The organism is Longirhabdus pacifica (assembly GCF_004115085.1).
Classification (GTDB): domain Bacteria; phylum Bacillota; class Bacilli; order Paenibacillales; family DSM-105158; genus Longirhabdus; species Longirhabdus pacifica.
In genome coordinates, this window is sequence record NZ_QXJP01000033.1 from 1 (window position 1) to 26,643 (window position 26,643).

Sequence of the window (26,643 nt, forward strand, 5' to 3'; positions counted from 1 at the left end):
TAACGCCAACCGAAATTCATCTCCACCTTATCGTTGGGCTTCGCCCTTCACACGCTTGAAGATGGAGACTTTTTTCAGAAAACGTTAAATATCAGTATCAAATTATTTCAACTCTTCTAAGTATCTACTGTTGTTAAAATGGGATAGGGGAGAGTGGGATGCTGCAACGTGGTATCCTTTTTCCCGCTAACAACAATGTGTATGGGATAACTTTGCGCGATGTGCTTCGTAGGAAACCATGGTCTCTCATCATGAACAAGCACGAATACCCCTTTTTCATCACCATAAAACCGAAACAACTCCCCTTTATGTTGAAACGTATCCGCTAGCCCTTCTTCAAGAAATGCAGCAAATGCACTGACGTGGTTGGAAGGCATACCAATCTCATTCACGCTCCAATCTTTTTGTACATAGGGGAAGATGATCTCTACGTTATTCCCATCAGGGTCGTTAAAGTAAAAATGCTTGCATCCACCATGCATATCCCCTTCAAATATATCCTTGTTGTACTCATTTCTCTCCACATTCTCGTTCTATCTTCTCGCAATCTATCATAAATATAGGAGAGTTAACATCATTTCATATGTTAGATGATTCATAGATCTTTGGAGGTAGAAACAGATGAAGAGAGAGTGGAAATGGTTTATCCTATCGACAGGTTTTGCTTTAGCATTCACATTAATTATTCCTATGGTCATGAAGCTTGGTGACACAGATAGTACACAAATGAACGTAAAAATGAATCAAGTTAACAACTTCAACGCATCACAACTAGGAGAGCAGGAGCAGCAGTTAGCTTTGATGACACTACCACAACACGCGAAACATAAAATAGTCTCGATTTATATGGATCAGCAAGAGCAAATCATTCAATTACCGTTAGAGCAATACGTGATGGGTGTGGTGGCTGCGGAAATGCCAATGGACTTTCATATCGAAGCATTGAAAGCTCAAGCGATAGCGGCTAGAACATATATTGTACGCCGTATGATGGATCAAGATAGGTCCCATGTTCCTGTAGACGGGGCTTTGGTTACGAATACAATATATCACCAAGCATTTCTTACAGAAGAGGAAAGAAAACAACAGTGGGGAAAGCAATATGATGCATATAACGAGAAATTACAACATGCCATAGCAGAAACGAAAGATATGATTATGACCTATCATGATAGACCGATTGAAGCTTCTTTTTTCTCCACTAGCAACGGTTTTACTGAAAACTCAGAAGACTATTGGGATAAGGAGCTACCATACTTACGTAGTGTAGCCAGCCCATGGGATCAGCGCTTGTCCCCTAAATATGAACAAACCCAAACGTTTACACTACTAGAAATACAACAGATGCTAGGACTTTCTAGCTTGTCTACACCCACAGAAGAGTGGTATCAGTTATTGTCCGCTACAGAAGGGAACAGAGTGAATGAAGTGGTCATTGCAGGAAATACTTTCTCTGGTAGAGAAGTGCGAGAGAAATTAAAACTTCCATCTTCACATTTTGTTTGGAAAATGGAAGAAGACGATGTGCATATTACGACGTATGGATATGGACACGGCATTGGCATGAGTCAATACGGGGCACAAGGGATGGCATTAGAAGGGAAGAAAGCTGCAGATATCGTAACATATTATTATCAGCAAATTGAATTGAAGAGAATAGCATCCTCTGTCTAGCATGTCTTGCAAAATAATGGTTTAAATTTATGAAATAAGTATAAAACATCGCGAAATGGCAACAATGGTTGCTGAGGTGATGAATATATGGTAGATAAAAATCAATCCGGGGATCCAAACAAAAAGGGAAAAGTGGATCAACAACCGTCATTTTGGCGTAGTCTATCAAAAAAAAGATGGGCGCTACCAGCAATCTATGTAACAGCAGCAGCAATTATACTTGGCATCATGGTGTGGACCACGCAAGGGGATGATAATGCAGAACCAGTAGGAGACAACGACTTTGGTTTGACGACATATGATGGTACAAATGATAGTGTGAATGATAGCGAAGAAGCTTCTGTACCAGCAAACTCTCCAGCTGAAGCGATGCAATGGCCTGTAGATAGTAAAACGATGCAAGTTGTCGTTCCTTTCTATGATCAAGATGCGTCAGAAGAACAAAAGCTTACAGCCATGCTTCAAATTGATGAGTCCACCTTTATGCCGAGCACAGGTATTTCCATCGTGACAGACACGGAAGAATTCGAAGTATCTGCCGCAATGAGTGGCGTGGTGACAAGAGTAGATCAACCTCCTTACGTTGGTGTAGTCGTTGAAATTACGCACGCAGATGGATTGAAAACAGTGTATCAAAGCTTAAAGGACGTTCAAGTTCAAGAAGGACAAGAAGTGATGAAAGGTGATGTCATTGCAGCTGCTGGTCGAAGTGAATCACAAAAAGATTTAGGAGCCCATGTACATTTCGAAGTGTACCAAAATGATGTTCCCGTAAACCCGGAAAAATGGTTGAAACAATAATATTTGAAATTTAATGTGTAACAAAAAAATTTTAGCCTCCTCAAATTTTATGAGGGGGTTTTTTCTTTGTAGTGAAAGAGAAAATGGAAACGTGAAGTAGGAATATTTTCAGATAAATTAGCTTGTCAGGCTTGGAAACAAAGAATATATAGTCTCTCCACTCATATAATGTAGCAAATATGTTGTAGTTGGGAGGCGAGGGCGTGCACGATTACATCAAGGAGCGCACGATTAAAATCGGTCAATGTATCGTTGAAACAAAGCAAACTGTTAGAAATATCGCAAAAGAGTTTGGTGTCTCAAAAAGTACAGTGCATAAGGATCTGACCGAAAGATTGCCTGAAATAAATCCTGAATTAGCCAATGAAGTTAAAAATATTTTAGAATACCATAAGTCCATTAGACATTTGCGTGGAGGCGAAGCAACAAAAATAAAGTATAAGCAAAGGAAGAAAGGAAAAGGACAGGGAAAAGGAAAAGTAACAAAATAAACACATAACAAATTATAAAAATATAAAGGATTTTTCAATAATACCTCGAATTTTAGAATATTGTGTGTTAAAAACAGAATTTTCATGTTAAAAACCCAATTAAGCGATAATAAAAATAATGCAATCATTTCAATTTACTCTCAGCATCCAGTGTTCAATAACCGATATTGAAAGTATAAGTACAATGCAATACTTATACTTTCCCTTCAAATGTTATCCTTGCAAAGAAATACATAGTACATGATTGCTACACTTCCTATTTTTTACTAGTGATCCATGCAAACTTATCTAGTTGAAAATGCGAAGTGTTAGCATATCTCTATATAGGATACCCATTACAGTATGTAATCAAAATCAATGTAAGTGCTGGTGCAACATAGAATATATAAGGAGGATATATGATGTTTGGGAAAGATATAGGCATTGACTTAGGAACGGCAAATGTTCTTATTCATATTAGGGGTAAAGGAGTTGTATTGGACGAGCCGTCCGTCGTTGCTATCCATAGTGACTCTAAGCGTGCATTTGAAGTAGGAGAAGCCGCTCGTAAGATGGTAGGAAGAACACCTGGTAATATTACAGCCATTCGACCTTTAAAAGATGGCGTTATTGCCGACTTTGAGATTACTGAAATTATGTTAAAGTATTTTATTAGCAAAGTAGGCGGCAAGCTCTGGTACGCACGTCCCCGCATTTTAATCTGTGCACCAACTGAAATCACATCCGTAGAACAAAAAGCGATCCGAGAAGCGGCACTTCGCAGTGGAGCGAAGGAAGTCTTCCTAGAAGAGGAGCCAAAGGCAGCAGCTATTGGAGCGGGTATGGATATTTACCAACCAAGCGGCAATATGGTCGTAGATATTGGAGGTGGTACGACAGACGTTGCCGTACTATCCATGGGAGATATCGTAACCTCTAGCTCGATTAAAGTTGCCGGTGACAAATTGGATCAAGCCATCATTAGATATATTAAAAACAAATATAAGCTCCTAATTGGAGATCGCACGGCAGAAGAAATAAAAATTAATATCGGTACCGTCTCGCCAGAACAAACCAATAATGAAATGGACATACGTGGAAGAGATTTAGTTAGCGGTTTGCCACTCACCATTACCATCTATGCAAATGAAATTAAAGAAGCATTATGGGACAGTGTAAGTGCCATCGTATCGGCAGCGAAAAATGTATTGGAACGCACGCCACCAGAACTTTCTGCAGATATTATTGATCGTGGCATCATCTTAACTGGTGGAGGCGCGATGTTGTCAGGAATGGACGTATTAATGTCTGAGCAATTGAAAGTACCAGTGTTAATTGCGGAAGATCCGATGCATTGTGTAGTAAAAGGAACGGGACTGATGCTGGATTATTTAGATAAAGTACCGAACAAATCACGTTAGCCAGGAGGATTTTTATATGTTGAAAGGAATGTACACCGCTACTTCAGGGATGATTTCACAGCAGCAGCGACATGATATGGTGACGAATAATATTGCTAATTTACAAACGACAGGGTACAAGAAACAAGTTGCCCCTATGCGATCGTTCCCTGAAATATTGATGCAAAGAATGAATACAGATGAAGGTGCACCTCCGAAAATAGGTTACATGCACGGTGGAGTCATGATGGAAGAAAGTATGACGGTATTTCAGCAAGGCGACATATTAGAGACGGGCAATGCATTTGATTTTGCAATCGTATCGCAAATGACAGAAATCGATGGCGAGCAATATACCTTTGATGAGTCAGGCAAACACGTAACGGATAACGGTGAAGTCATTTATCAACCGCAAGCATTCTTTGCCGTACAAAATGCCCAAGAAGAAGTGTTATATACGAGAGCAGGGTCTTTTGTCGTTGGATCAGAAGGACAGCTCATGACGGCTTCAGGGGAAGAAGTGCTCAACAAAGATGGACAAAGGATAGAGCTTGTTGATCGTTTTGGGGACATCATTCCTATTCAAGAACTAGTAGTGAATCAACAAGGACAAGTAGTGTATAACGGAGATACACTCATAGATGACCTGCAATTGGTGAAAGTAAATGATCCATACCAACTCATCATGGAAGGTAACGGTCTTTATCGTTATGTAGGGGACGAGCAACCTGAAGCATTAACAGCATTAGATCAAGCTGTTGTAAAACAAGGTTTCGTTGAGCGTTCAAATGTGGACCCTTCTCAAGAAATGGTAGAAATGATGAGCGCACTGCGCCTGTATGAAGCTAATCAAAAAATGGTGCAATATTACGATCGTAATTTAGAAAAAGCAGTAAATGAAATAGGTAAAGTGTAAAAGGAGGGATAACAGATGAACCATTCCATGATTAATGCATTCGTGTCGATGCAAAGTAGTCAAAAACATTTAGATGTCATTTCCAATAACATTGCCAACGTGAATACCACCGGTTATAAAACATCTGCCGTAACGTTTCAAGATGTATTGCGTAATGTTGAACCTCAGGATGAGCAATTCAAGTTAGATGGCAGAATGACCCCACTGGGTACAACATCCGGTTTTGGAGGTTACGTATCGAATATATATACGCAATTTACACAAGGCAGTTTACAAGAAACAGGCAATGAATATGACTTTGCACTGCAAGGCGATGCCTTTTTCGTTATAGATATTCCGAAGTTTGATGATAACGGTAATATTTTACTTGATGCAAACGGAAGTGAAGTTTACGAAACATTGTACAGTAGAAATGGTGCTTTCAACTTGTCTATCAAAGAAGATGCCTTAACGCAAAAAGCGTATTTAGCAACCGCTGAAGGCTACCCCATTCATTTAAATGATAGTCTTGGCATTATGCAGTTGCAAGATATCCCGAAAAATCATAAAATAGTGGTTAATCAACAAGGTGAAGTTTTTGCTGATCCGCCACAAGATAATGTACCGAACATTTATCTCGGTCAATTGCGCATTGCAAACGTATCGTCTCAGCATCTTCTTCAGCCTGTTGGTGAGTCATCCTATGCCCTACCGGATATGGATGCACAACAACTCGATCAATTGGTTACGATCATGGATCGAGATCAAATTCTTGCGTCGGGGGTTAAAGTACATCAGGGTTTCATTGAGCAGTCCAGCGTCAATTTGACGTCAGAGATGACGAATATGCTGTCCGCTCAAAGATCTTATCAGCTAGGAGCAAAAGCACTTGCTTCTGCAGATTCCATGTTGAACTTAGCAACCAACATAAGGGGATAAGAAAAGGAAGATTCCAATGAGTGAGCAAATGCAAGCACAAGCACAGAGGAAAACCGAAGATAAACAGCCAGGAGTAAACAAAAAACCAGCAAACAAAAGCAAAAAATCGGCAAAATCGGGTAAAACCAAAAACTGGGGAGTCACATGGCTAAAAGTATTCATCGTGGCGCTCAGTTGCTTTATTGCTTTATTTGGTGGACTATACATTGGCTATGCTGTGATAGGTCATGGCGAAGCTGCAGATGTTTTCGACTTTAGTACGTGGAAACATGTGTATGATTTAGTTTTTGCTGACTAGCTGAACATACAACATAAATACGTTTTATCTACTCCCTACATATTGAGGGAGTTTTCTTTTGTGTGCCAGAAAGGTATAATAAATGAGAAAAAAAGATAAGAGCATATTTACCAGGCATTTTTTGTGAAAACCCGATAAATATACTCTATTATATCAACCTTCATTACTGCAGATCATGAAGGGGACATTTAGTATTGTACACAAAACATAAGCAAAACATACGCAACATTTAAATTTGTAACCGACCGAATAAGGGACAGAATAACCATAGAATTGGAGTGCACATTGATGATGAATATTAAAGAAATTCAAGAAGTTATCCCTCACCGTAATCCTTTTTTACTCGTGGACCGTATCACGGAATTGGAAGTAGGTAAAAAAGCAGTAGGCTTTAAAAATGTGACGATGAATGAACCATTTTTCCCAGGACACTTCCCTGATTATCCAGTCATGCCAGGTGTACTGATTGTAGAAGCGTTGGCACAAGTAGGTGCAGTAGCTATACTGAAAAAAGAAGAAAACGAAGGGAAAATCGGTTTTCTAGCAGGGATAGACAACATGCGTTTTCGTGGACAAGTGACACCAGGAGATACGCTACAACTAGAGGTAGAAATCACAAGAAGCAAAGGCATGATAGGTAAAGGAAAAGCGGTTGCCAAAGTCGAAGATAAGATAGTGGCTGAAGGTGAAATCATGTTTGCCATTGGTCAATAAATAAAAAAATATAAAAATAACTGGAGGAGAGGCAGATGAGTGTGGAGCGTTATCAAGCATGGTTAAACGATCACATGATTGATGAAGAAACCAAACGTGAATTGGAAAGTATACAGGGTAATGATGCAGAAATTGAAGATCGCTTTTATAAAGAATTGCAATTTGGTACAGGTGGACTGCGCGGAGTTATCGGAGCAGGAACGAATAGAATGAACAAATATACGATTCAGAAAGCAACACAAGGTTTGGCTGCATATATACAGAGCCAGTCCAAGCAAGCAGAGAAGAGATTGAAAGTCGTCATTGCATATGATTGCAGACATTATTCAGATGCCTTTGCATTGGAATCTGCATTAGTATTAGCTGGTAACGGCATTACAGCATATGTATTTCCAAGTTTGAGACCGACTCCACAGCTTTCCTACAGTGTGAGAGAGCTAGGTGCTGACGCAGGCATCGTCATCACAGCGAGCCACAACCCTCCGGAATATAACGGGTATAAAGTATACAACGAACATGGGGGACAACTTGTCGTACATGAAGCGAACGGTGTCATACAACACATCTCTGAAATTTCTTCGCTTGAACAAGTGAACAAAATCACGAAAGAGCAAGCGGAATCACAAGGGCTTCTGCACTGGTTGGATGACACGATGGATGACAAATATATTACCGCTGTGACAAAAGAAAGCATGTTGAATGAACAAGAACAGCAGTGGATGCGTGATGTAAGTATTGTGTATACGGCACTACACGGTACAGGAGCGCATATCGTACCACCAGCATTGCAGCGTATTGGTGCAAATAATGTGCATGTGGTGGAAGAACAGCAAACGGCTGATCCTAATTTTTCAACGATAGACTCCCCTAATCCAGAAGAGAAGGCAGCCTTTACGTTAGCATTGCAATTAGCGGAAAAAGTGAATGCGGACCTCATCATCGGAACAGATCCAGATAGTGATCGTATGGGAGCGATAGTGAAAAATAAAGAAGGCAACTACACCATACTGAATGGTAATCAGTCTGGAGCGATTATGCTGTATTACATGCTATCGCGTATGAAAGAAAGTGGCCAATTGCCAACAGCTGGTGTTGTTATCAAGACCATCGTTACGAGTGAGCTAGGTGCAGTTATCGCTCAACATTATGGACTAGAGTCATGGAACACATTAACCGGCTTTAAATATATTGCTGAAAAAATGAATCAACTAGAGCAAGATGATGTGAAGCAATTTGTATTTGGCTACGAAGAAAGTTATGGTTATTTAGCAGGAACTTATGCTCGGGATAAAGACGCGATTATTGCATCCATGCTCATTAGTGAAGCAGTTGCTTACTATAAGCAGCAGCAGAAGACGTTAGATATGGTACTAGATGAGATGCATGCTACCTTTGGCTACTACGAAGATGCACTGCAATCGTTGACGTTAAAAGGAAAGAGCGGTATGCAACAAATTGACACGATTATGAACCACTGGCGTCATCATTCACCAACGTCATTAGCAGGGGTGCAAGTGGAGCAAGTGATTGACTATGCAGAAGGTATAGATGATTTACCGAAGGAAAACGTATTAAAATATATTCTTTCTGATCAATCATGGGTATGTTTGCGACCTTCTGGAACGGAACCGAAAATCAAAATGTACTTTTCCGTGAAGAAATCGTCTCAAGAAGAGGCGAGCGCATTCATAGAAAAACTAAAGCAAGATGTCATGCAGATCGTTCATGCATGTTAATCGTATATAGGAGTGGAATGATTTGTTGAAGAAATGGATATATAGTAAAATTGCCCATCGCCTGTTATGGATCGTAGTCATCATTAGTTTAGTGGCTTCCCTTCCATTAATTGTGCAGCGATGGCAAGCAGAACAAAGTGCACCTGGAGTAGAAATTGTATACGATTATAGTGATTTAACGTTTCTTGCTGCAAATGAACCGAACCCGCAACAATATTTGGAATACCAATTAACAGCATTGAGAGATGCTGGTGTAACGACGATGGCAGTAGGGGAAAAGTCGCTGGAACAATACGCGATGGAGCAGGAATTGTCACTATATAGCTCCAAACAAGCCGCAGATGTTCTGAACGTAGTGGTGAGTGACGATGAAAACTACACGTATGTCACATTTAAAAATGAAGCAGTAAGGCAACGTATTCAACCTTTAATAGAAACGCAGCTTTCCCTCTTGAACGTGGAGATGGAATCATTCTCTTTAAACAATGATAATCAAGCGGGGCAAGGCATCATCATACAAGAAGTGCTAGACCACGTGGCTATTATGCCACTATTTCCAGATTTAGTGGAAATGGAAATGCTGAGTGATTACGGATTTCACATCGCAGCAAGAATGTCTGACAATCGTCCCTTCCATTTTGAAGTCATGGAGCAGGCATTCATTCAATTAGCAGATGTTGGCGTTCGTTGGATTATTTTTTCTGGTGATGATGTAACAGGCAACACCGATGAGGAAGAACGATTAACGTTACAAGCAACAGCGCAGTGGATGAAAGAAAATGGTATCGGATTTGCGTTGATTGAAACAAGTAAGGACAAGCAGCAGGCTGGTAGAGCAGAGTTAGCGAACCTACTTGATTACGATGTCATTCGTCTTCACTCTATTTTAGAAAAAGAAATGTTTTTAGACCCTGACATTTTGGAAGATCGGATCGTTTTGGCAGTGGAAGATCGCAACATCCGTATGATCTACTTGAATGGGGATTCGATAGAAAGACCAGATGACCAAATGTTTGAAGATTCCATGGAGCATACATTGGAAGTTTTATTAGGTAGTGAAGGGGATAACGGTGCAGTAGCACGTTTAGAAGCAGCGGGGTACACGCTGGATACAGCACAGCCGTTCACGTTTACACCTTCATCATGGAACAATATACTTAAACTGCTCGTAGTATTAGGTGCTGTCGCTATGATCAGTTTAACGATGGGTAGAGGCTTACGACTACCGGCAGTATTGTTTTTCGTCATTGGTGTGATAGGAAGTGCAGGTTTATATGTGCTCTCTGTATCGTTATTGTATACACTAGCTGCACTTGGTACCGCCATTTGTACACCGAGTTACGCTGTCATGTATGCCATGGATAAAGTGAAACAGATGAAACAAAAGCAAACGATGCTGTCCGCTTCCGGTTCAGCAGTTATATTATTCCTGTTAGCTACTGGAATCACGGCCATTGCCTTTTCCCAAGTGAGTGGGATATTGCAAGGTATGACGTACATGGTGTTAATTGATCAATTTCGAGGCGTTTCGTTATTGAAATTAGCTCCTATCGCGATTATTGCAATATATGCGGCAATGTATGCTTCCTACTCCAAAGAACAGCAAGGCTTGGCGCGTTTACAGCAAATCGCTTTCATGAACATTAAAGTGATCTACGTCGTGCTCGCTGCATTGTTCGGTGGTATTGTCCTTTATTATTTATCCAGAGCGGGAAATGCTGGACAAACACTACCATTGGAACAAGAGTTCCGATCATTATTACAACATACATTCGGAGTTCGTCCACGTACCTCTGAGTTTTTAATTGGACATCCGTTGTTTATTTTTGCGGCTTACGTGGCGCTCAAATATCGCAAAGGTGCGGAACTATTTGTCATAGGGGTATTCGGACAACTATCAATGGTGAATACGTTCACCCATTTGCACACGATGCTACCTGTTTCCATGCTAAGAGTAACTTATGGTTTGATTCTAGGTATCGTCATTGGTTTTATGATTATTATCGCTTTCGAAGTAGCATTAAGGGGCTGGAATAAGTGGAATCAAATAAAAAAACAGTATTAATTTCCGGCTATTACGGATTTGGAAACAGTGGAGATGAAGCAGTATTACTATCGATATTAGATGCAATACAACAGCAAAATAAAACGTACTCGCAGGAAACACAAGTGGAGCCCGTAGTACTCTCGCAAAATCCGCTGCAAACAGAGGAAACGTATGGCGTGCGAGCAGTACATCGCTTCAAATCGCCTGCTTTAATCAAAGCAATAAAAGAATGTGATGGACTCATTAGTGGAGGCGGCAGCTTGTTGCAAGATGTGACGAGCAGTCGCTCTATCCCTTACTATCTCGGCGTGTTACGTCTTGCGCAATGGATGAAGAAGCCTACCTTCATTTATGCCCAAGGTGTAGGGCCGATTCAGCGCAAACTATTCCGCTCTTGGACGGCCAAAGTCGCTAATCAAGCGGCTTATATTTCTGTGCGCGATGAACAATCGTTAGCGTTGCTCCAAGAGAGTGGTGTAACGAAAGCAATCGATATGGTACCTGACCCTGTATTAGGTGTACTGAATAAAAACGGAAGCGGTGAGTTTTCGCATGCCCTACCACGTGTAGGCATATCCGTTCGCTTTTGGAAAGAAGATCGCTCGGATTTAGATCGTATTGCCGCAGGGTTGTATGCTGCCTATCAGCAGCGAAAGGTAGAATTCGTATTCATTCCATTTCATCAACCGACTGATATGGAAGCCAGTAAATATACGATGGAAAAGCTTCGTCAATATGCTTCAAGCATTCCTTGCTCTATGCTTACCACATCGTTCCACCCGCAAAATATTATTTGCGAAGTGAAATCTTGTGATATACTAGTAGGCATGCGTCTGCACTCTTTAATTTATGCAGCAACGCAGCAAGTGCCGATGGTCGGTATTTCTTATGATCCGAAAATAGATCAGTTTTTATCTCAGTTGGACATGCAACCGATTGGTGATGTGAATCATATCGATGCGGAGCGGATGGGAAATGAAATCATTTATCTATTGGATCATAAACAAGCATGGCAAAAAGATAAACAACAGCGTATCGAAACGCTACAAAAAAAATCACAAATTCCTGCGCAACAAATTCATAAGCTGTTGCGTTAAATAGGTAGGAGTTTAGATGGATATGGAAAATAACAGCGAAAAAGTATATATATATGACATTCCTTTTAGTAAATGGGGAATGAAAGACACCGTGGATTACTTAACGCAGTCGATCAAGGAAAGAAAGCCCCATCAAGTGGTGACCGCAAATCCGATTATCGTGATGGAGTCAAAGCACAATGACACATACAAAAAAGCGGTGCAGCAAGCAGACCTTGTCGTTCCGGATGGAACAGGTATTGTCTGGGCAGCTGACTACATCGGTCATCCGGTGAAGGAACGTGTAGGTGGATTCGACTTGATGCATGAGTTACTGTCCATTGGCGAACAATACGAATGGAAAGTATACTTGCTAGGAGCAGAGGATGAAGTGGTTAAAGAAGCTGCGCACAACATGAGTAAGCAATTTCCTTCTTTGCGTATTGTAGGAGTAAGAGACGGTTACTTTACAGAATCAGAAGATGCGGAAGTGATCGCAGATATTCAAAAGGTGCAACCTGACCTCTTGTTTGTGGCGAGATCCGTGAATACACAAGAACCTTGGATTGCAAAATATAAACAGCAGCTTCAAGTACCATTAATGATGGGCGTCGGTGGCAGTTTTGACGTAATTGCGGGAAAATTGAAGCGAGCGCCAAAATTATTTATACAGTTGCGATTAGAATGGTTTTACCGTTTGTTGCAACAACCGACGAGATATAAGCGTATGTTAGCATTGCCTAAATTTGTGATGCAAGTGAGAAAAGATAAGAAGAAATTACAGCAGGCCAATCTTTGATCGTCAGAGTGGAGAGTGAGTAGATAAAATGTTGAATTTAATTGTCATCGGGTTCTGTGCCGCGCTACTTGTATCGATATTAATCACACCGTTAGTGAAAAGATTTGCGATATGGATCGGCGTAGTGGATCAACCGAATCAGCGAAAAGTACACACGAAAGTCATGCCGCGTCTCGGTGGATTGGCGATTTATTTAGCCTTCGTTGTCGCTTTTATTATCATGTTACCGCAAATTGAAGTGATGGATGCAGGAAAACGTGCGTTAGCATGGGCACTGTTTGTAGGTGGGTCCATGATTGCATTGCTCGGGGCGGTAGATGATAAATACAACTTATCTCCCAAGATCAAATTTCTCGTGCAAATTATCGCAGCGATTATCGTCGTTGTTGGCTTTGATCTAAGAATTGATTTTATAAATATACCGTTTTTAAATGCACATACACTACCAGACTGGTTCAGCATTCCTTTCACTATTTTTTGGATTGTGGGAGTGACCAATGCCGTTAATTTAATTGACGGTTTGGATGGACTAGCTGCAGGTGTATCAGCTATAGCAACAGCAACGTTGCTTGTCATGGCTATCTTCATGGGCAACGAGATCGTCATTATTTTAACAGCGATTTTGTTAGGGAGCATACTAGGGTTTCTAGTGTACAACTTCCACCCCGCAAAAATATTCATGGGTGACTCTGGCGCGCTATTTTTAGGTTTCTGTTTAGCGACGTTGTCTATTTCTGGTTTCAAGCAAGCGGCAGTCGTTTCCTTCGTTGCACCGCTCCTTATATTAGGTGTGCCGATTACGGATACGTTATTTGCGATTGTGCGCCGTATAGTAAACAAAACACCGATTTCGGAAGCTGACAAAAATCATCTGCACCATCGTTTAATGTCATTAGGACTAAGTCATTTGCAAACGGTGCTTGTTATTTATTTGATCTCCATTTCTTTCGGTATTTTAGCGATTTTACTTTCAAATCAACCGCTTTGGGTTACGTTAGTGATACTGCCACTCTTGCTACTCTTTCTGCAACTGGGTGCAGAATACACGGGCATTATTAGTCAGAAGCAACCAGTCATTCATTTTCTGCGGAGAACTAGAATGAAAGTAGTACAACTGCTCGGCAGCACACGCATGATGAAGTAATAGGTTACAGTGATGACTGTAAACAGAACCTAGTGAAAAAAAGCAACAAAAGAATTCAAAGAAATGAACTAGACGTTCAGCCTCCTCTGGAGGCTTTTTTAAAATGACCGCATTTATATGCATTGCTTCTTTCGTGTCGCCTCATATTGAGTATTCAATTTTTATTTTTAAATAAATGTATAAATAATATAAGCAAAGATAAAAAAATAAAGTTGATGCATTGCTTCTCGGTGGGATATTAGGCTGTTACCATTTGAGAGATGAGTGGAGAGGTATATGATCATTTTCGTTTTTGAAGGGCTGCTAGGCCTATGAATAGGAAATGAAAATAGAACAAGATGACAAATACACAGTATCAAAAATACCACTAGGCACTGCAATACAGTGCAGAACAAAATGGAGCGATAGTTAAACAAGCATCACCTTCGTTGCAATTTCCAGCACACTTTTATGATGTGAATCATTTGAACCCAGAAGGTGCTAACATCATGACGGCGTATATTGCAGAGCGATGGTTGAAATAGACGGCATCTTCTGAACTAGCAGTCTATTTCATTCACAATACTTTCTGTCATCTGCTTCATTTTATTCGCTTGCTCCATAATCTCAAACGTATTAATTTCTTCCACATCTCCATGCAGTTGCATTAAAGTTAAAATAGCCAATTTCACATAGCGTGGATCAATATCATCTTCACCATGCATCATAGATTTGCCCTTTAAATTATGTTGAATCAAATCAAGTTTACTACTAATGGTAACGAACGGATTGTGATGTTCATTATTTAGATTGCTAATAGAATCGGTTTGAATAAGCTGCCCTTTTAAATGTTCGATAGTTTCGATAGTTGTTACATGCATGTTCGTTTTCCAACACCTTTCAATAAATATGTATACTAATGATATATTTCTTGTTTCAGACATATGCTGCGTTTATGTTTTTTTAAGAAACGATGAAAAACGGCATTTCTTTTCTTGTAAATACCCTGCAGGGATAAGGTGATGGCGTATTTTTTTTACGTTATTTTTGCAACTATTACTATAAAATATATAACATTCAGCATCAACTATACCGATATTAAATAATAGATTGAATTCGATTAAACAAAGGGGAGATACCGAAATGAATCATATTTGGAAGCGTGCCACTAGTTTTTTGCTAATGGTTGCATTAATAGTCACATTGATACCATATCAAGCTAGTGCACAAACTTCAGTAAGTTTGAAAATTGAAAACCTAGAAACATCCAGTACTCGTCCAACTCAACCGACAAAAGTGACGAGTGAGACGATAGACATTACTTTTAATTATAACAATATAGCAGATGAGAACTTAGGCCTTCTATATTATGAAATTACACATGTAGAATCAGACACAATGGAAGTGGTAAAGACAAAGACCGCTGCAAAGTTAGGACCTAACCAAGCGTACTTCCAAGGTGTACAACTGAATGAAGGTTTGAATAAGATTACGCTTGTATACGAATTTGGTTCTAACCCGAAATCTGTTCCTGCTTGGGTTCACTTCACGAACAACTCAAGTATAGGTAGTTTGTCAGTAGATGGCGATTTACTTGTGAATGGTGGGATCTACCCGAAAGACAACGACGTAAACAACAATACATTCTTCATTGAAGGTACATCTCGAAACTTAACGAATTTAGATGGGTTTACGACATTACAGCCAACACCTCAATCTCCTTACTATTTAAATAGCGATGGCGCTTTCGGTTTCCAAGCTGGTGAGGATTCTGATTATTTATTACTTCGTCCAGGGGATAACGATCTGAAAGTAAAAGGATACAATGCAACGTCTACATATCAAACAGATCGTAAATTCGCGTATAACAATGGGAAATCATTTTTATTTAATACGATGATAACGAGTCAACTGACGAATTTAAAACCGTCAGATCTTAACCTATTTAGACAACCAACCTTTGAGGCATTAACTGGATCTGGCCCCTACCTTTATGAAATTGAAACTGATGTGAAAATTAATCGAAGCGCAGTGGACGATATGACACACAACATCGTTTCGTTAGAAGTAAATAATAGTGGGAACCCGGTTCAAATTGAATTTACAAATGTAAAAGAAGCATCAAACAGCGTAACGTATACGGTATACCAGTCAGGAAATACTGGCGTAACGACAACGCTAAATGTTTCCGATCAAAAAGATTACTACATTATAGAGGATGTAAAAATCAGCAACATTGCGATTGACACTACGCGTACAGATCAGGTGTTAGATGTTACATTCAACCCTAGTTCTGCTGTATATGTTGAAGATAACCAACAATTTATATATTACTATAGTAACAAGAATCAGCCTTACGTAGAAAAAGTCCAGTTTGATGATGCGAACGGGATGCAACTGTATGACGGGCAAGAAATATCCATCAACAGTAATGAAGTGACATTCTACGTTACTGTCAAACAGGGAGCAACCGAAGTCAATATTCGTTTGCCGTATTTGAATAATAAACTGGTTGTAAAAGCGCCTGTTACTGGTGGTGCAGCCACGATAAAAGTAGATAAGAAGTTGCTTCCAGAAGGGCTCAGTGCTATTCAATTTGTTCCTGTACTTAATGGAAATGAAGTCTTAGTCGGAGCAAAGCAATACATGATTAATTATAATCCTGCTCCGTATATCGCCGTGAAAAATATTTATTACGGAGAAGTATTTACTTCCAATAAAGTAGAGCCTAAAGGTGTAGATGGATCAGGAAACGCATTTGACGGTCCTGTATTCCAGTTTAAACCAGTAAATATTGTTCCTGATAAGAACGGTAAATATGATATTTTAGTTAAATTAAATGAAAACGTGGATACAGTGCGATCAAGTGATTATCATTATGTAAACGGAAAATTGGATGAGTTTCGCTTTTTCTTCGGCGCTAAAAATGCGAGTCGCTCTAATTGGAAGTTGATAGATGGAGTCAACATATTAACGTTTGAAATTTATCCACAAGGCACGTTGAATGGTTCAACAAATCCAGGTGGAGTATTGCCAATCACGACGAGCACCTATAAACTGTCGTACTTTACGGATGAAATACCAAATGTTTCGTATGTAGATTTGGAAACAAAATTTGCCGAAAATAATGTTTTCGTACAACCAAATGAACAAGCAGGAACGTACTATACACAAGAAAAGTCATTAAAGTTTGAAACCTCTATCGTTCATGCCAAAGAAATCGAGTTTATTTATAAAGGTTATGATGAAGATGGTGATCCATTTAGAGAAGTAGATGTTTATAAATGGAACGGTTCAGGATTTATACGAGACACGATTAATAGTAATGAGGACATTATAGATACAATAAGCAATGTTACTCCGAGTCCATCAAATAGTACAGCTATTCCAACGAATGGATCCGCTATATTCAAATCGGAAATATTAGAGATGTATGATGCTGGTACGTATACTGTGGAAGTAAATGTGATGAGTGAACAAGGATTAACGGCATCAGGTATATTGGAAATTATCCGCCAACCAGCGGACTTCATTGTACATTATCCTATTATTGATCCTGTGACGAAGGAAGGTGTCGTCAACGGAAACTATACTCGAGTGTACTTGGAAGCAGAAGGCGCGGATAAAATTATATACAATAAGAAACAAGAATTAGACGAAATACAAGAAATAGAGATTAATAATGTAGATAGAGATTTATTCGTCTTTGATGTATATGGATTAAAAGCAGGCGATAACGATGTAGATATTACGATCGTACGTGGAGACGAAGAAGTGAAAGAAGAAATCATTTTAATTAATGCAGACACGACGGCGATAGGTGCAGTCCACAAAGAGTCGATTGAAGAGCGCAAGCTGGACGCATTCGATAAACAAGTGAAATTGGAGTTTGAGAAGGGCACTGTCATGCTTCGTAAACGACACGATGGCATTGATCAATCTTTATCTCCATTGCGTGATGTATTAATAGGGATTGCAGATCCTATTGATGGAAGAGTGAACAAAACGATTCATCCATATAGCAAAGAAAACTCTGTGTTTGAAAGTGTACCAAGTATCAAGAACCTTCTAAAAGAACAGACGGGACGATTCCGCATGGCAAGCCCATTGTATTGGATTGATGGTGGAATGTATAACAGTTCCAATAGTGATCTGGCGATTTATGATGGTGGTATTTATCCATATGAACGTGATGAGGAATTTTACACTCGAAATAACAATAACTTAGATGAAGTGTATTATCCGTCAGAAGCTGGGGAGTTGACATTAGCTTATGATCCAAACATGGTGCAAAACAGTTGGCGCTATGTCACGGTATATCACTATGGATATAACGAAAATTACACAGGAGCAAAACGCTACGAGTGGAAAAACATTGGTGGTGTGGTAGACGAGAAAAAGAACACGATTACCGTGCCATTTGAAGAATTCGGTTACTATACCGTGATGTATATGTACAATTCATTCTCTGACGTGACAGCACATCCATGGGCAAGAGATTACTTGGATACGTTGTATGCAAAAGGATTGATGAAAAACAAACAAACGACATTAATGGTACCGAATGATCCTATTAATCGTGGTGAATTTTCTACGATGCTTGTAAAAGCATTACAAATACCACTTAACTATGATAACAATCCAACATTTTACGATGTGGGTACAGTAAATCCATCCTCTGGTGGTTTATATGAATACAAATATATTGAAACGGCAGCGAGAGCAGGTATTATTCGTGGTATTAAGAGAGACTTGTTCCAACCCAATGCCAACATTACACGTGAGCAGGTAGCAATGATTATTGCACGTGCAATGGATTTAGACATTGAGTACAACCCGCAAGACATGAGTAAAATCAATGATAAACTATCCAAGTTATACACGGATGTAAATAGCATGAACGATTATGCGAAGGCAGCTATTTTAGCTGTGACGAAAGATGACTTAATGACAGGTATTAAGCACACCACTTCTAGCAGTTCGAAAGATAAGTACTATTTTGCACCGAAAGAAAACATGACACGTGCAGAAGCGGCTTCTGTTATTATGAATGTGTTGTTAGAGAACAAATCAATACCAAATCTATAAGTCATCTTCAAAATAAATACAGATATGGACAAATGGTCTATATCTGTATTTTTGGTAAAAATTCTACAATGACTGTTTGATTAATTTTTAGTATACTAGTCTCTGTTGACAGATAAAATATTAAAAACAAACGCTTTAACACACATAACAGCCTACTGCATTACATAATTGTTGAGTAGAAAAAAAGTTTTTTTGAAAAAGACGCAACTTTTTAGAATCACATGCGTTTAACCTTTAGAAGAACACAACAGAGCAATGAAATATTGCTTATAAATGCGAGATGTTATGCTGATTACGTTTCTTTTTTAGCTAGGAAAGAAAAAGGAAACAATTCACAAATTTTATCTTTACGAGCTACCATACCCGATGTATAATGGGTAGGTAATATTTTGTCTCGTGTCTAGTACAATGTTTACAAGTTTCTGTAACCATGTGTTACAGACTTTATTTAAATCAATTATATTGCTCAACTCTGGGAAGGGGGTGACTCACAGATGAGGAAATCGAGCTATGGATTTATATTTTTTAACTCTAATAAAATGAAAGATATCCAAGGAGGAGAAACAAAGGTTATGAAAAAAAGTTTATCTATATTGTTAGCATTAGCAATGGTACTTACTGCTTTTAGTGGTATGGCATTCGCAGCTGACGACACAATCACTACAGAAGAGAAGTTTAAACATTTAAAAGAAAAAGGTATTTTCAATGGTATCAACGAAGCTGGAGATCCAGCTGTTGAAGAATTGATGACTCGCGCACAATTCGCTAAAGTTGCAGGACTATTAGAAGGTCTTGACGTAAAAGCTGATTTTGCAACTCCAACGTTTTCTGACGTTGCTGAAGATGCTTGGTACTACAACTATGTTGAAGCAGCAGCTGCAGCTGGACTAGTTGAAGGTATCGGCGAAGGTAAATTCGATCCAGAAGCAAACGTAACACTTGAGCAAATGGGTAAAGTATTTGTTCTTATGTTAGGTCTTGACGTAGACGAAGATGCTGAAGTTGAAGGTGCTAGCGACTGGGCTAATGGTTTTGTTGCAGCAGCTTTAGAAGCACATCTTTTCCCTGAAATGAACGACTACAATGTAAACGCAACTCGTGGTCAATTAATGGACGCTTCTTTCGAAGTTGCTATTGATAAAGGTATGATCGAAGATCCAAGAACTCCAGATGAGTTAGAAGTTGTATCCGTAGAAGTTCTTAACTTGAAGCAAGTTGAAGTTAAATTTAACAACGAATTAGAAAACGCAGGAAATGACAACAACTACAAAATTGATGGTGGAAGTGCTGATCTAAGTACATCTACTAAAGATTCAAGGTATGACCTACAAGAAGATGGAATGACTGTAGTGATTACTATGGCAGTAGCTGCTGATCAACAAGATTCAATCGATTTCGAAATTTCTGACCTAAAGGATGTTGATGGTAACACTCTTGAAACTGTTGAAGTAGAAGGAGTAGAATTTAAGGATACAACATTCCCAGAATTAGTAGATGTAGATGCGATTGGAAGCAATACATTTAAAGCTACTTTTTCTGAGCCGATTGAAACTTTCGAGAAAAACGATATTACTGTAAAAAAAGGGAATACTAAATATCACGTTAAAGAAGTAACACCTGCAAGTACACTTATGAATGAATACCTTATCGTTACTTACAACAAATTGACTGAAGATGAGTTTACTCTTTCTTTCGGAAGTGGAATTGAAGATTTCGCTGGATTAGGTGTTGATAAACAAACTAAATCAGTTGAAGTTACAATTGACGAAGAAGCACCAGTTGTTATTGATTACAAAGACGTAACAACATACGGAGCAACATTAGTATTTAATGAGCCGATTAAATTAAATTCAAATGATAAAACTGATTTCTATCACACTAACAGCAAAAATGTCGTTGATTCTATTGATGCTGACGATGTTGACGGAAATGAACTAAAATTAGACTTTACTACTAATAACTTAGGTGAAGGTACTGCTACAGTAATTATTAAAGCAGATAGTTTGGAAGATTTCTGGGGCAATGAAAACGATAAAGTTTCTGAACAAATCGTTGTAGAAATTGACAAAACAGCTCCTGAGTTAAAAGAAATTAAATCAGGTGACAATGAGTCCGAAATAGTTCTTGTTTACACAGAAGACATGGATAAAGATTCTACTGAAGATGTAGATAACTACACTTTATTAGATGAAGATGGCGATGAATTGAAAAATTATATTATCGATGCAGATTTGACTGATGATAAAGCAACTATCACTTTCAAAAAAGCTTTATCTGGTGATCACACAATCGTTATTGAAGATGTTGAAGACAGATCTGGCAATGAAATTGAAAAAACATCATCAGACTTCAACGTAGATGATTTAACTGATCCTAAACTAGCTGAAACAACAGTAACTCTATATTATGAAAACACAGACAATCAAATTTTAAAAGTTGCTTTTAAAGAAGAAATGACTACTGAGGGTAAGTATTCAGTACTAGACTTAGAAAAGTACACTTATATTGCGAATAATGGTGATGAAACTAACTTTAGTAAAATTGATGATCTAGAAGCAGAATTAACAGATGGAGGTAAATCTGTTGAGTTCACTGTAGAATTAAGTGATTTTAAATTTGATGAAACTGATGAAATTGAAATCGCAAGAGTAGCTGACGTTTCTGGTAACTTTACTGAGGCTTCAGATGTAATAGATATCGATGGACCTAAAGGTAGCTTTAAATTAGAAAATGCTGAGCTAGTAGGTAAAGATGAAGTGAAATTATATGTTGATGGTACTTTAATCGATGTAGACTACAGAGAATTTGGAGTAATGGGCGCAGGTAATTACTTCGAAGTTGTAGATCAAGACCTTGATCCAGATGCAACAAACACTGTAGTTATTTTGAAGCTTAAAGAAGATTCTTTAGGAACATCAGTTACTGGAAATGTTTACGGCAAAACTTTCATGGGTAACGATAGTGACTTTGATTCTTATGGAATGTACGGTATCAAGTTGGCTGATTCAGACTTTGCTCTAGTTGATAAAGCTGCACCTGTAGTAACTTCTGCAGTATTCAATACTGATAAAACTACAATCACTTTAACTTTCAGTGAAAATTTAGACAACACTTTCAGTACAACTAACAACAATGGTTTCTCTCTTACTAGAGGTGACATTGGTAGTGTGAGCTTTGATGGATCTAACAAAGTTACATTAACAGCTGCAATGGATGACCAAAATAATTATATTCCATTCAACAAGTCAGTTGAAGTTAGCTACAACGAAGCTTTTGGTATTCAAGATGCTCAAGATAACGAAGTTAAATCTTTTGATGATCTTGAAGTTGATGTTGTAACTAATCCTTAATAGCTTTTTTCTAAAAAAAGGAGCCCTAAAGAGGGCTTCTTTTTTGTAATACTATAAATTATTTTAATAGGTTAACAAGAGTAAAATGATGCTAATATTATAATTTAAATAAAGGAGTAATACTTCACAGTATAATAATCCATATATATAATGATAGTTATGTTATATTTTCTAAAATACATGAAACTTTTTTTCTCTAATTACGTCTAATTCAATAGAAGACTATTAGGGAGGTAACAACATTGCAATACATATTTTCAAAGCGTTTATTCATACTTACTTTAATGTTTACATTACTATTAAATCCGATTTCATCAATAGCAAGCGATACAACAAGTGAAAATTCTACTCATATCATAGGAAGCATAAATCTATCAAACAATCTTTCCGTGACAGTTCAAGACTTATACCTCATACCATATCGAGATCGTCAACTAGTTACATATACGATGGCATTCCATAATAATAGCAATAAAGATTTATCTGCTTTAGATTACTGGTCTAAATTGAGTTCTGCATCTGGAGCAAGTTACAGTGTGAAATTAATTGAAGAACATGCTGGTATTGAGACTTTCTCTGCTAAATCTACAGAGTACCAAACATTTTACGCTGAAGTTGGGAATCAGGAAACGCTGCAGCAATTACAATTTACGTTACAACAGTGGAATAGTGAGGTTATAGACTATGTTTCTGTTGGAACAATCAGCGTTCCATCTATGTATACATTTGTTACAGATCTTAAAAATGCAAAGCAACTTCGTGTTAATCATGCTTATATTGATGTAAATGTAAACAGCACCAATCAATTAGCGAATTATAATAGTAATTACATTAATATTGAAATGCAGTTGCAAAACAGCAGTGATCAGAGTATAGACATCCCAAATTATCAATACTACTTCCAAACAAAAGATGGTTTGATATACAAGCTTTCTAACACAGATACAACGACGACAGATGAAACAACAACGGTAACTTCAATTATTCAACCTAGAGAAGTAAGACAAATGTCTTTGACGGCTAATATTCCGAATGCTGTAGACATTACGAATGGCATGGTTTTCATGACTACACCACAAGAAAATATAGAGTTAGGTATACCTGTTGCTAGTTTTAACATGCAATTTAATCAAGCACCTACAGCTTTATTTTACAGTGAAGAAATAAATGAATTGGCAGTTCAAGATGAACTTATGGTTGCAGCTTCTTTATCACAAATTATATTAGATGACAGCCAGTTAAAAGTTAACTTAAATATCACTAATGAACATACAGAGCAGGTAGCTTTACCTACCTATACGTATACGCTTGTAACGACTAACGGACAAGTCATTACTTTGACATTAGATAGTATTGTGGATAGCATTGATGCTGAGAGCGATGCTACTATTCAGTTAAATGCAAAAATACCTGCGACAGTCAGCTATGATACGCTTTCGGCGGTAAACATCAATGTATCAGGTAATGAAGGTAAAGCAACTACTATTGCTAATTTTCCTATCATGTTGAAAACCGACGATATGGATAAAGAAGTACTGTATCAAAATCAATCAGGTGTGTATAACATTACGATGAAAAATGCACAACGTTTGCCTTATCAAGAGCAAGATATTATCGCTATTGAAATTAATGTGAAGAATGATTCTGAAAATGCACTTCCTTTATTTGATGGTTTGAAAGCAACTTTTTTGTTAAATGGACATCGAGTAGAGGATCAAGCGGTGAAAACGATCAATCAAGATCAGATTATTAATTTGCAACCAGGTCAGAGCACGACGTATATAGCTTACGGTTCTTTCCCGTATACTTATGAGTTCAATGAAGTGAATGTCATTTTGCAGGAAATGGAGGGCGAGCGTGCGGTTCAAACGATTGCGGATTATAAATTGAATACAACACAATTCACTATACCTACAGTGAGTGAGAATAGAACGTATAAAATGAATAAAATTGGCGATCAAATGAATATATCCATTAAAAAAACTACGACTTATGAAGGTAATGGAACAAACATTGTGTACAGTGAGATTGAGTTGGAAAATTTGGAAAAACGAATCAACGACCTCACTTCTTTAGCAGCATACTATCAGACAAATGATGGGATACCTTACCCAGCAACGATAACAGATTTTAGTGAAGCTAAAGTGATGCCAAATGGGAAGGTTCGTATTGCTGCGTGGAGTAAAGTACCAGATAACTATACAGCAGAAGACTTTGATTTACTAATAGGAGAATCATTGGTTGGTGAAGGTGAAAATGCAGCAGCAGCCATGATTCATGTAAGATTATTTAACTTGCCGGAAGAAAATATGGCAGTTGCTAATACTTTTAAACAACTAGACTTTACTCCGTACACTTTGAAGATGGATGATATTGTAGGTAACTCATTAGAAAACAGCTTTCTTTTTAAATTTAAATATGACTTATTACTAGATAATAAATATGAATTGAATACAGATGGTCATAGTCTCCATATCGAAATTTTAGACGGAGATGATAAATATAGTACGTCTCTGGCACTTGCAAGTGAGAATTTAAAAGTAGGAGAAGGTCATTCAAATGAGACTTCATTTCCTGAAAAATTCTTTGACAGCAATGGTGTTTTTAACTTGAACGTATATGATGAATTTGAAGGACATAAAAAATTACTAGCTACAAAAAGATTATCTTGGGATAAGTACTATAGATACTAGATATAACAACACATTTCAAATATATAGGAATTGAAGTATTGGTTAAATGAATTAATAATGGTTACTTTTGATATTTTATAACATGTACAATACAGTCAAGCACATAGGAGTGGGTGAAGACAATGAAAAAGAAAATAACAAATTTAGCATTATGTACCGCTTTGTTAACAAGTGGTGTGGTGATAGGTTCTCAATTGCCAACAGAAGCAGATGGTGTGGTAACGGATAAGCCAGCATCTATAGAAGATCCTGTAGTAACGAAAAGCTACGTAGACCAAAAAAACGCAGATGAAATTAAAAATCAAATAGGCAATTTTGATGGTAATGGTGGAGGTATTTCAACCACTAGTACTATCGTTAAATTAACCAAAGGTCAAACATTATATGCAGATGAAGGAACAGAATTTGTTGTTCGTAATGGTGAAGTGTTTGCGGTTAGTGATGATGGTGTAGGCATTCCGGATTTGACAGGCGGAGAAGACATTCAACCTGGAGCTGCTATATCTGTTAACCATTTGTTGCGTTTTCCTAGAGAGGGAAGAGGTATTAAAGCTGATGCAAGTACTGCGGCTACCATTTATGTTATGGTTAATGGTGGATACCAACATTTAGATGCAAGTGGAAATGATATTACGGAGTAATGTTTTGAAATTATAGATGCAGAAGTGAAGAGGACGTTTTTTCGTTCTCTTCTTTCTTTAATGTGTTTGTATTTGAGTAGATGTGAGCGATAATTTTTATGTGCATGAGGTACATCGTACTTACTTCTTGAATGGTTTAGATAATGGTAGAACGTTATAGCTGAAGCTGCAGACCTCATTTCAGTTTTAATGGATTCCATTGATTAAAGCGCTTATAATGTTGTAATTACATCCAGTACAAACATATTTTAAATCGTGTACGTTAGGTATTGTAAGCAAATAATATGGTCATACCGTCGGTGAATAGGAATATTTACAACTCGATAGTAAATACATGTAAGTGAGGTGTACCATGTGGCCAATGCAAAGGTCGTACCACAATGTAATCAGGCATTATATGATTTGAAATATGAGATAGCAGCACAATTAGGGCTACCAGTGCAAAAACCAACAACTAACCTTCAAGTAAATGAGGAATTTGCAGGAGAGTTAGGGTATATAGCTAACACACCAACAATGCAAAAAGATTACTGGGGTCATTTAACCGCAAGAGACGCAGGAGCAGTTGGTGGACTCATCACAGCACAGTTAGTTCAATCCGCGCAGCTGATGGAAGTGAACATGAGTATGAATAATAATTAGTGTAGATTTCATATTTAGATTTTTAGTGTTATTTTAAACTGACAAATAATCAAACGTAAAGGTTGAATGCACATTTTCAACCTTTCATGAATTTTATTTTTATTTTTAATTCATTCATAAACATCTATTTGAACATATAAATTTACATAAAAGTATTAACTGAATAGCTTTAACGTTTTCTGAAAGAAGTCTCCATCTTCAAGCGTGTGAAGGGCGAAGCCCAACGATAAGGTGGAGATGAATTTCGGTTGGCGTTA

20 protein-coding genes are annotated in these 26,643 nt (G+C 38.1%); 18 read left to right on the top strand and 2 right to left on the bottom strand.

The annotated features are described in order from the left end of the window. Positions 1-116: 116 nt before the first annotated feature. Positions 117-524, bottom strand: a complete 408-nt coding sequence (locus D1Z92_RS16385; RefSeq protein ID WP_128896762.1) for a VOC family protein — start codon at positions 522-524, stop codon at positions 117-119. 97 nt (positions 525-621) lie between these two features. On the opposite strand from D1Z92_RS16385, the gene spoIID reads away from it, so the two are divergent. From spoIID to D1Z92_RS16450, 13 genes are all read left to right on the top strand, one after another. Beyond that, complete coding sequence (gene spoIID / locus D1Z92_RS16390) at positions 622-1,674, top strand: stage II sporulation protein D (RefSeq protein ID WP_128896763.1); 1,053 nt, start codon at positions 622-624, stop codon at positions 1,672-1,674. An 87-nt stretch (positions 1,675-1,761) separates the two neighbouring features. Continuing rightward, on the top strand, positions 1,762-2,475 hold the full coding sequence (locus tag D1Z92_RS16395) for a M23 family metallopeptidase (RefSeq protein ID WP_128896764.1): 714 nt from the start codon (positions 1,762-1,764) through the stop codon (positions 2,473-2,475). A gap of 203 nt (positions 2,476-2,678) precedes the next feature. After that, entirely contained in the window at positions 2,679-2,966 is a 288-nt protein-coding gene (gene spoIIID, locus D1Z92_RS16400) for a sporulation transcriptional regulator SpoIIID (protein WP_128896765.1), read from the top strand. Positions 2,967-3,367: 401 nt separating this feature from the next. Then, positions 3,368-4,366 (top strand): rod shape-determining protein, encoded by a 999-nt coding sequence (locus D1Z92_RS16405; RefSeq protein ID WP_128896780.1) that lies wholly within the window; start codon positions 3,368-3,370, stop codon positions 4,364-4,366. A gap of 16 nt (positions 4,367-4,382) precedes the next feature. Beyond that, entirely contained in the window at positions 4,383-5,261 is an 879-nt protein-coding gene (locus D1Z92_RS16410) for a flagellar hook-basal body protein (protein WP_128896766.1), read from the top strand. A 15-nt stretch (positions 5,262-5,276) separates the two neighbouring features. After that, a complete protein-coding gene (locus tag D1Z92_RS16415; RefSeq protein ID WP_128896767.1) occupies positions 5,277-6,179 on the top strand; it encodes a flagellar hook-basal body protein in 903 nt (300 codons plus the stop codon). Between the two features lie 16 nt (positions 6,180-6,195). Continuing rightward, entirely contained in the window at positions 6,196-6,477 is a 282-nt protein-coding gene (locus tag D1Z92_RS16420; RefSeq protein WP_240666789.1) for a DNA-directed RNA polymerase subunit beta, read from the top strand. 288 nt (positions 6,478-6,765) lie between these two features. Then, positions 6,766-7,191 carry a 3-hydroxyacyl-ACP dehydratase FabZ gene (gene fabZ / locus D1Z92_RS16425; RefSeq protein ID WP_128896768.1) on the top strand — a complete coding sequence of 142 codons (426 nt, stop codon included), beginning with the start codon at positions 6,766-6,768 and terminating at the stop codon, positions 7,189-7,191. A gap of 35 nt (positions 7,192-7,226) precedes the next feature. Further along, positions 7,227-8,927, top strand: a complete 1,701-nt coding sequence (locus tag D1Z92_RS16430) for a phospho-sugar mutase (RefSeq protein ID WP_128896769.1) — start codon at positions 7,227-7,229, stop codon at positions 8,925-8,927. 25 nt (positions 8,928-8,952) lie between these two features. Then, the gene (locus tag D1Z92_RS16435; RefSeq protein WP_128896770.1) at positions 8,953-10,992 is read left to right on the top strand and encodes a DUF5693 family protein; all 2,040 of its coding nucleotides are present in this window, start codon (positions 8,953-8,955) and stop codon (positions 10,990-10,992) included. Then, positions 10,965-12,071 (top strand): polysaccharide pyruvyl transferase CsaB, encoded by a 1,107-nt coding sequence (csaB, locus tag D1Z92_RS16440; protein ID WP_128896771.1) that lies wholly within the window; start codon positions 10,965-10,967, stop codon positions 12,069-12,071. The genes D1Z92_RS16435 and csaB overlap by 28 nt, the downstream gene beginning before the upstream one ends. Before the next feature lie 16 nt (positions 12,072-12,087). Next, positions 12,088-12,849 carry a WecB/TagA/CpsF family glycosyltransferase gene (locus D1Z92_RS16445; RefSeq protein WP_128896772.1) on the top strand — a complete coding sequence of 254 codons (762 nt, stop codon included), beginning with the start codon at positions 12,088-12,090 and terminating at the stop codon, positions 12,847-12,849. A gap of 28 nt (positions 12,850-12,877) precedes the next feature. Further along, positions 12,878-13,993 carry a glycosyltransferase family 4 protein gene (locus D1Z92_RS16450; RefSeq protein ID WP_128896773.1) on the top strand — a complete coding sequence of 372 codons (1,116 nt, stop codon included), beginning with the start codon at positions 12,878-12,880 and terminating at the stop codon, positions 13,991-13,993. 539 nt (positions 13,994-14,532) lie between these two features. Here the strand turns inward: D1Z92_RS16450 and D1Z92_RS16455 are convergent. Next, entirely contained in the window at positions 14,533-14,853 is a 321-nt protein-coding gene (locus D1Z92_RS16455) for a hypothetical protein (protein WP_128896774.1), read from the bottom strand. Between the two features lie 262 nt (positions 14,854-15,115). On the opposite strand from D1Z92_RS16455, the gene D1Z92_RS16460 reads away from it, so the two are divergent. The 5 genes from D1Z92_RS16460 to D1Z92_RS16480 all read left to right on the top strand — a co-directional run bounded on the left by D1Z92_RS16460 (position 15,116) and on the right by D1Z92_RS16480 (position 26,386). Continuing rightward, positions 15,116-19,060, top strand: a complete 3,945-nt coding sequence (locus tag D1Z92_RS16460; protein ID WP_128896775.1) for an S-layer homology domain-containing protein — start codon at positions 15,116-15,118, stop codon at positions 19,058-19,060. 494 nt (positions 19,061-19,554) lie between these two features. Further along, entirely contained in the window at positions 19,555-22,410 is a 2,856-nt protein-coding gene (locus tag D1Z92_RS16465; RefSeq protein WP_128896776.1) for an S-layer homology domain-containing protein, read from the top strand. 242 nt (positions 22,411-22,652) lie between these two features. Then, on the top strand, positions 22,653-25,103 hold the full coding sequence (locus tag D1Z92_RS16470) for a hypothetical protein (protein ID WP_128896777.1): 2,451 nt from the start codon (positions 22,653-22,655) through the stop codon (positions 25,101-25,103). Between the two features lie 122 nt (positions 25,104-25,225). Beyond that, positions 25,226-25,744, top strand: coding sequence for a hypothetical protein (locus D1Z92_RS16475; RefSeq protein WP_128896778.1), 519 nt, complete (start codon positions 25,226-25,228; stop codon positions 25,742-25,744). A 354-nt stretch (positions 25,745-26,098) separates the two neighbouring features. Continuing rightward, positions 26,099-26,386 (top strand): alpha/beta-type small acid-soluble spore protein, encoded by a 288-nt coding sequence (locus D1Z92_RS16480; RefSeq protein ID WP_128896779.1) that lies wholly within the window; start codon positions 26,099-26,101, stop codon positions 26,384-26,386. Positions 26,387-26,643 lie beyond the last annotated feature (257 nt).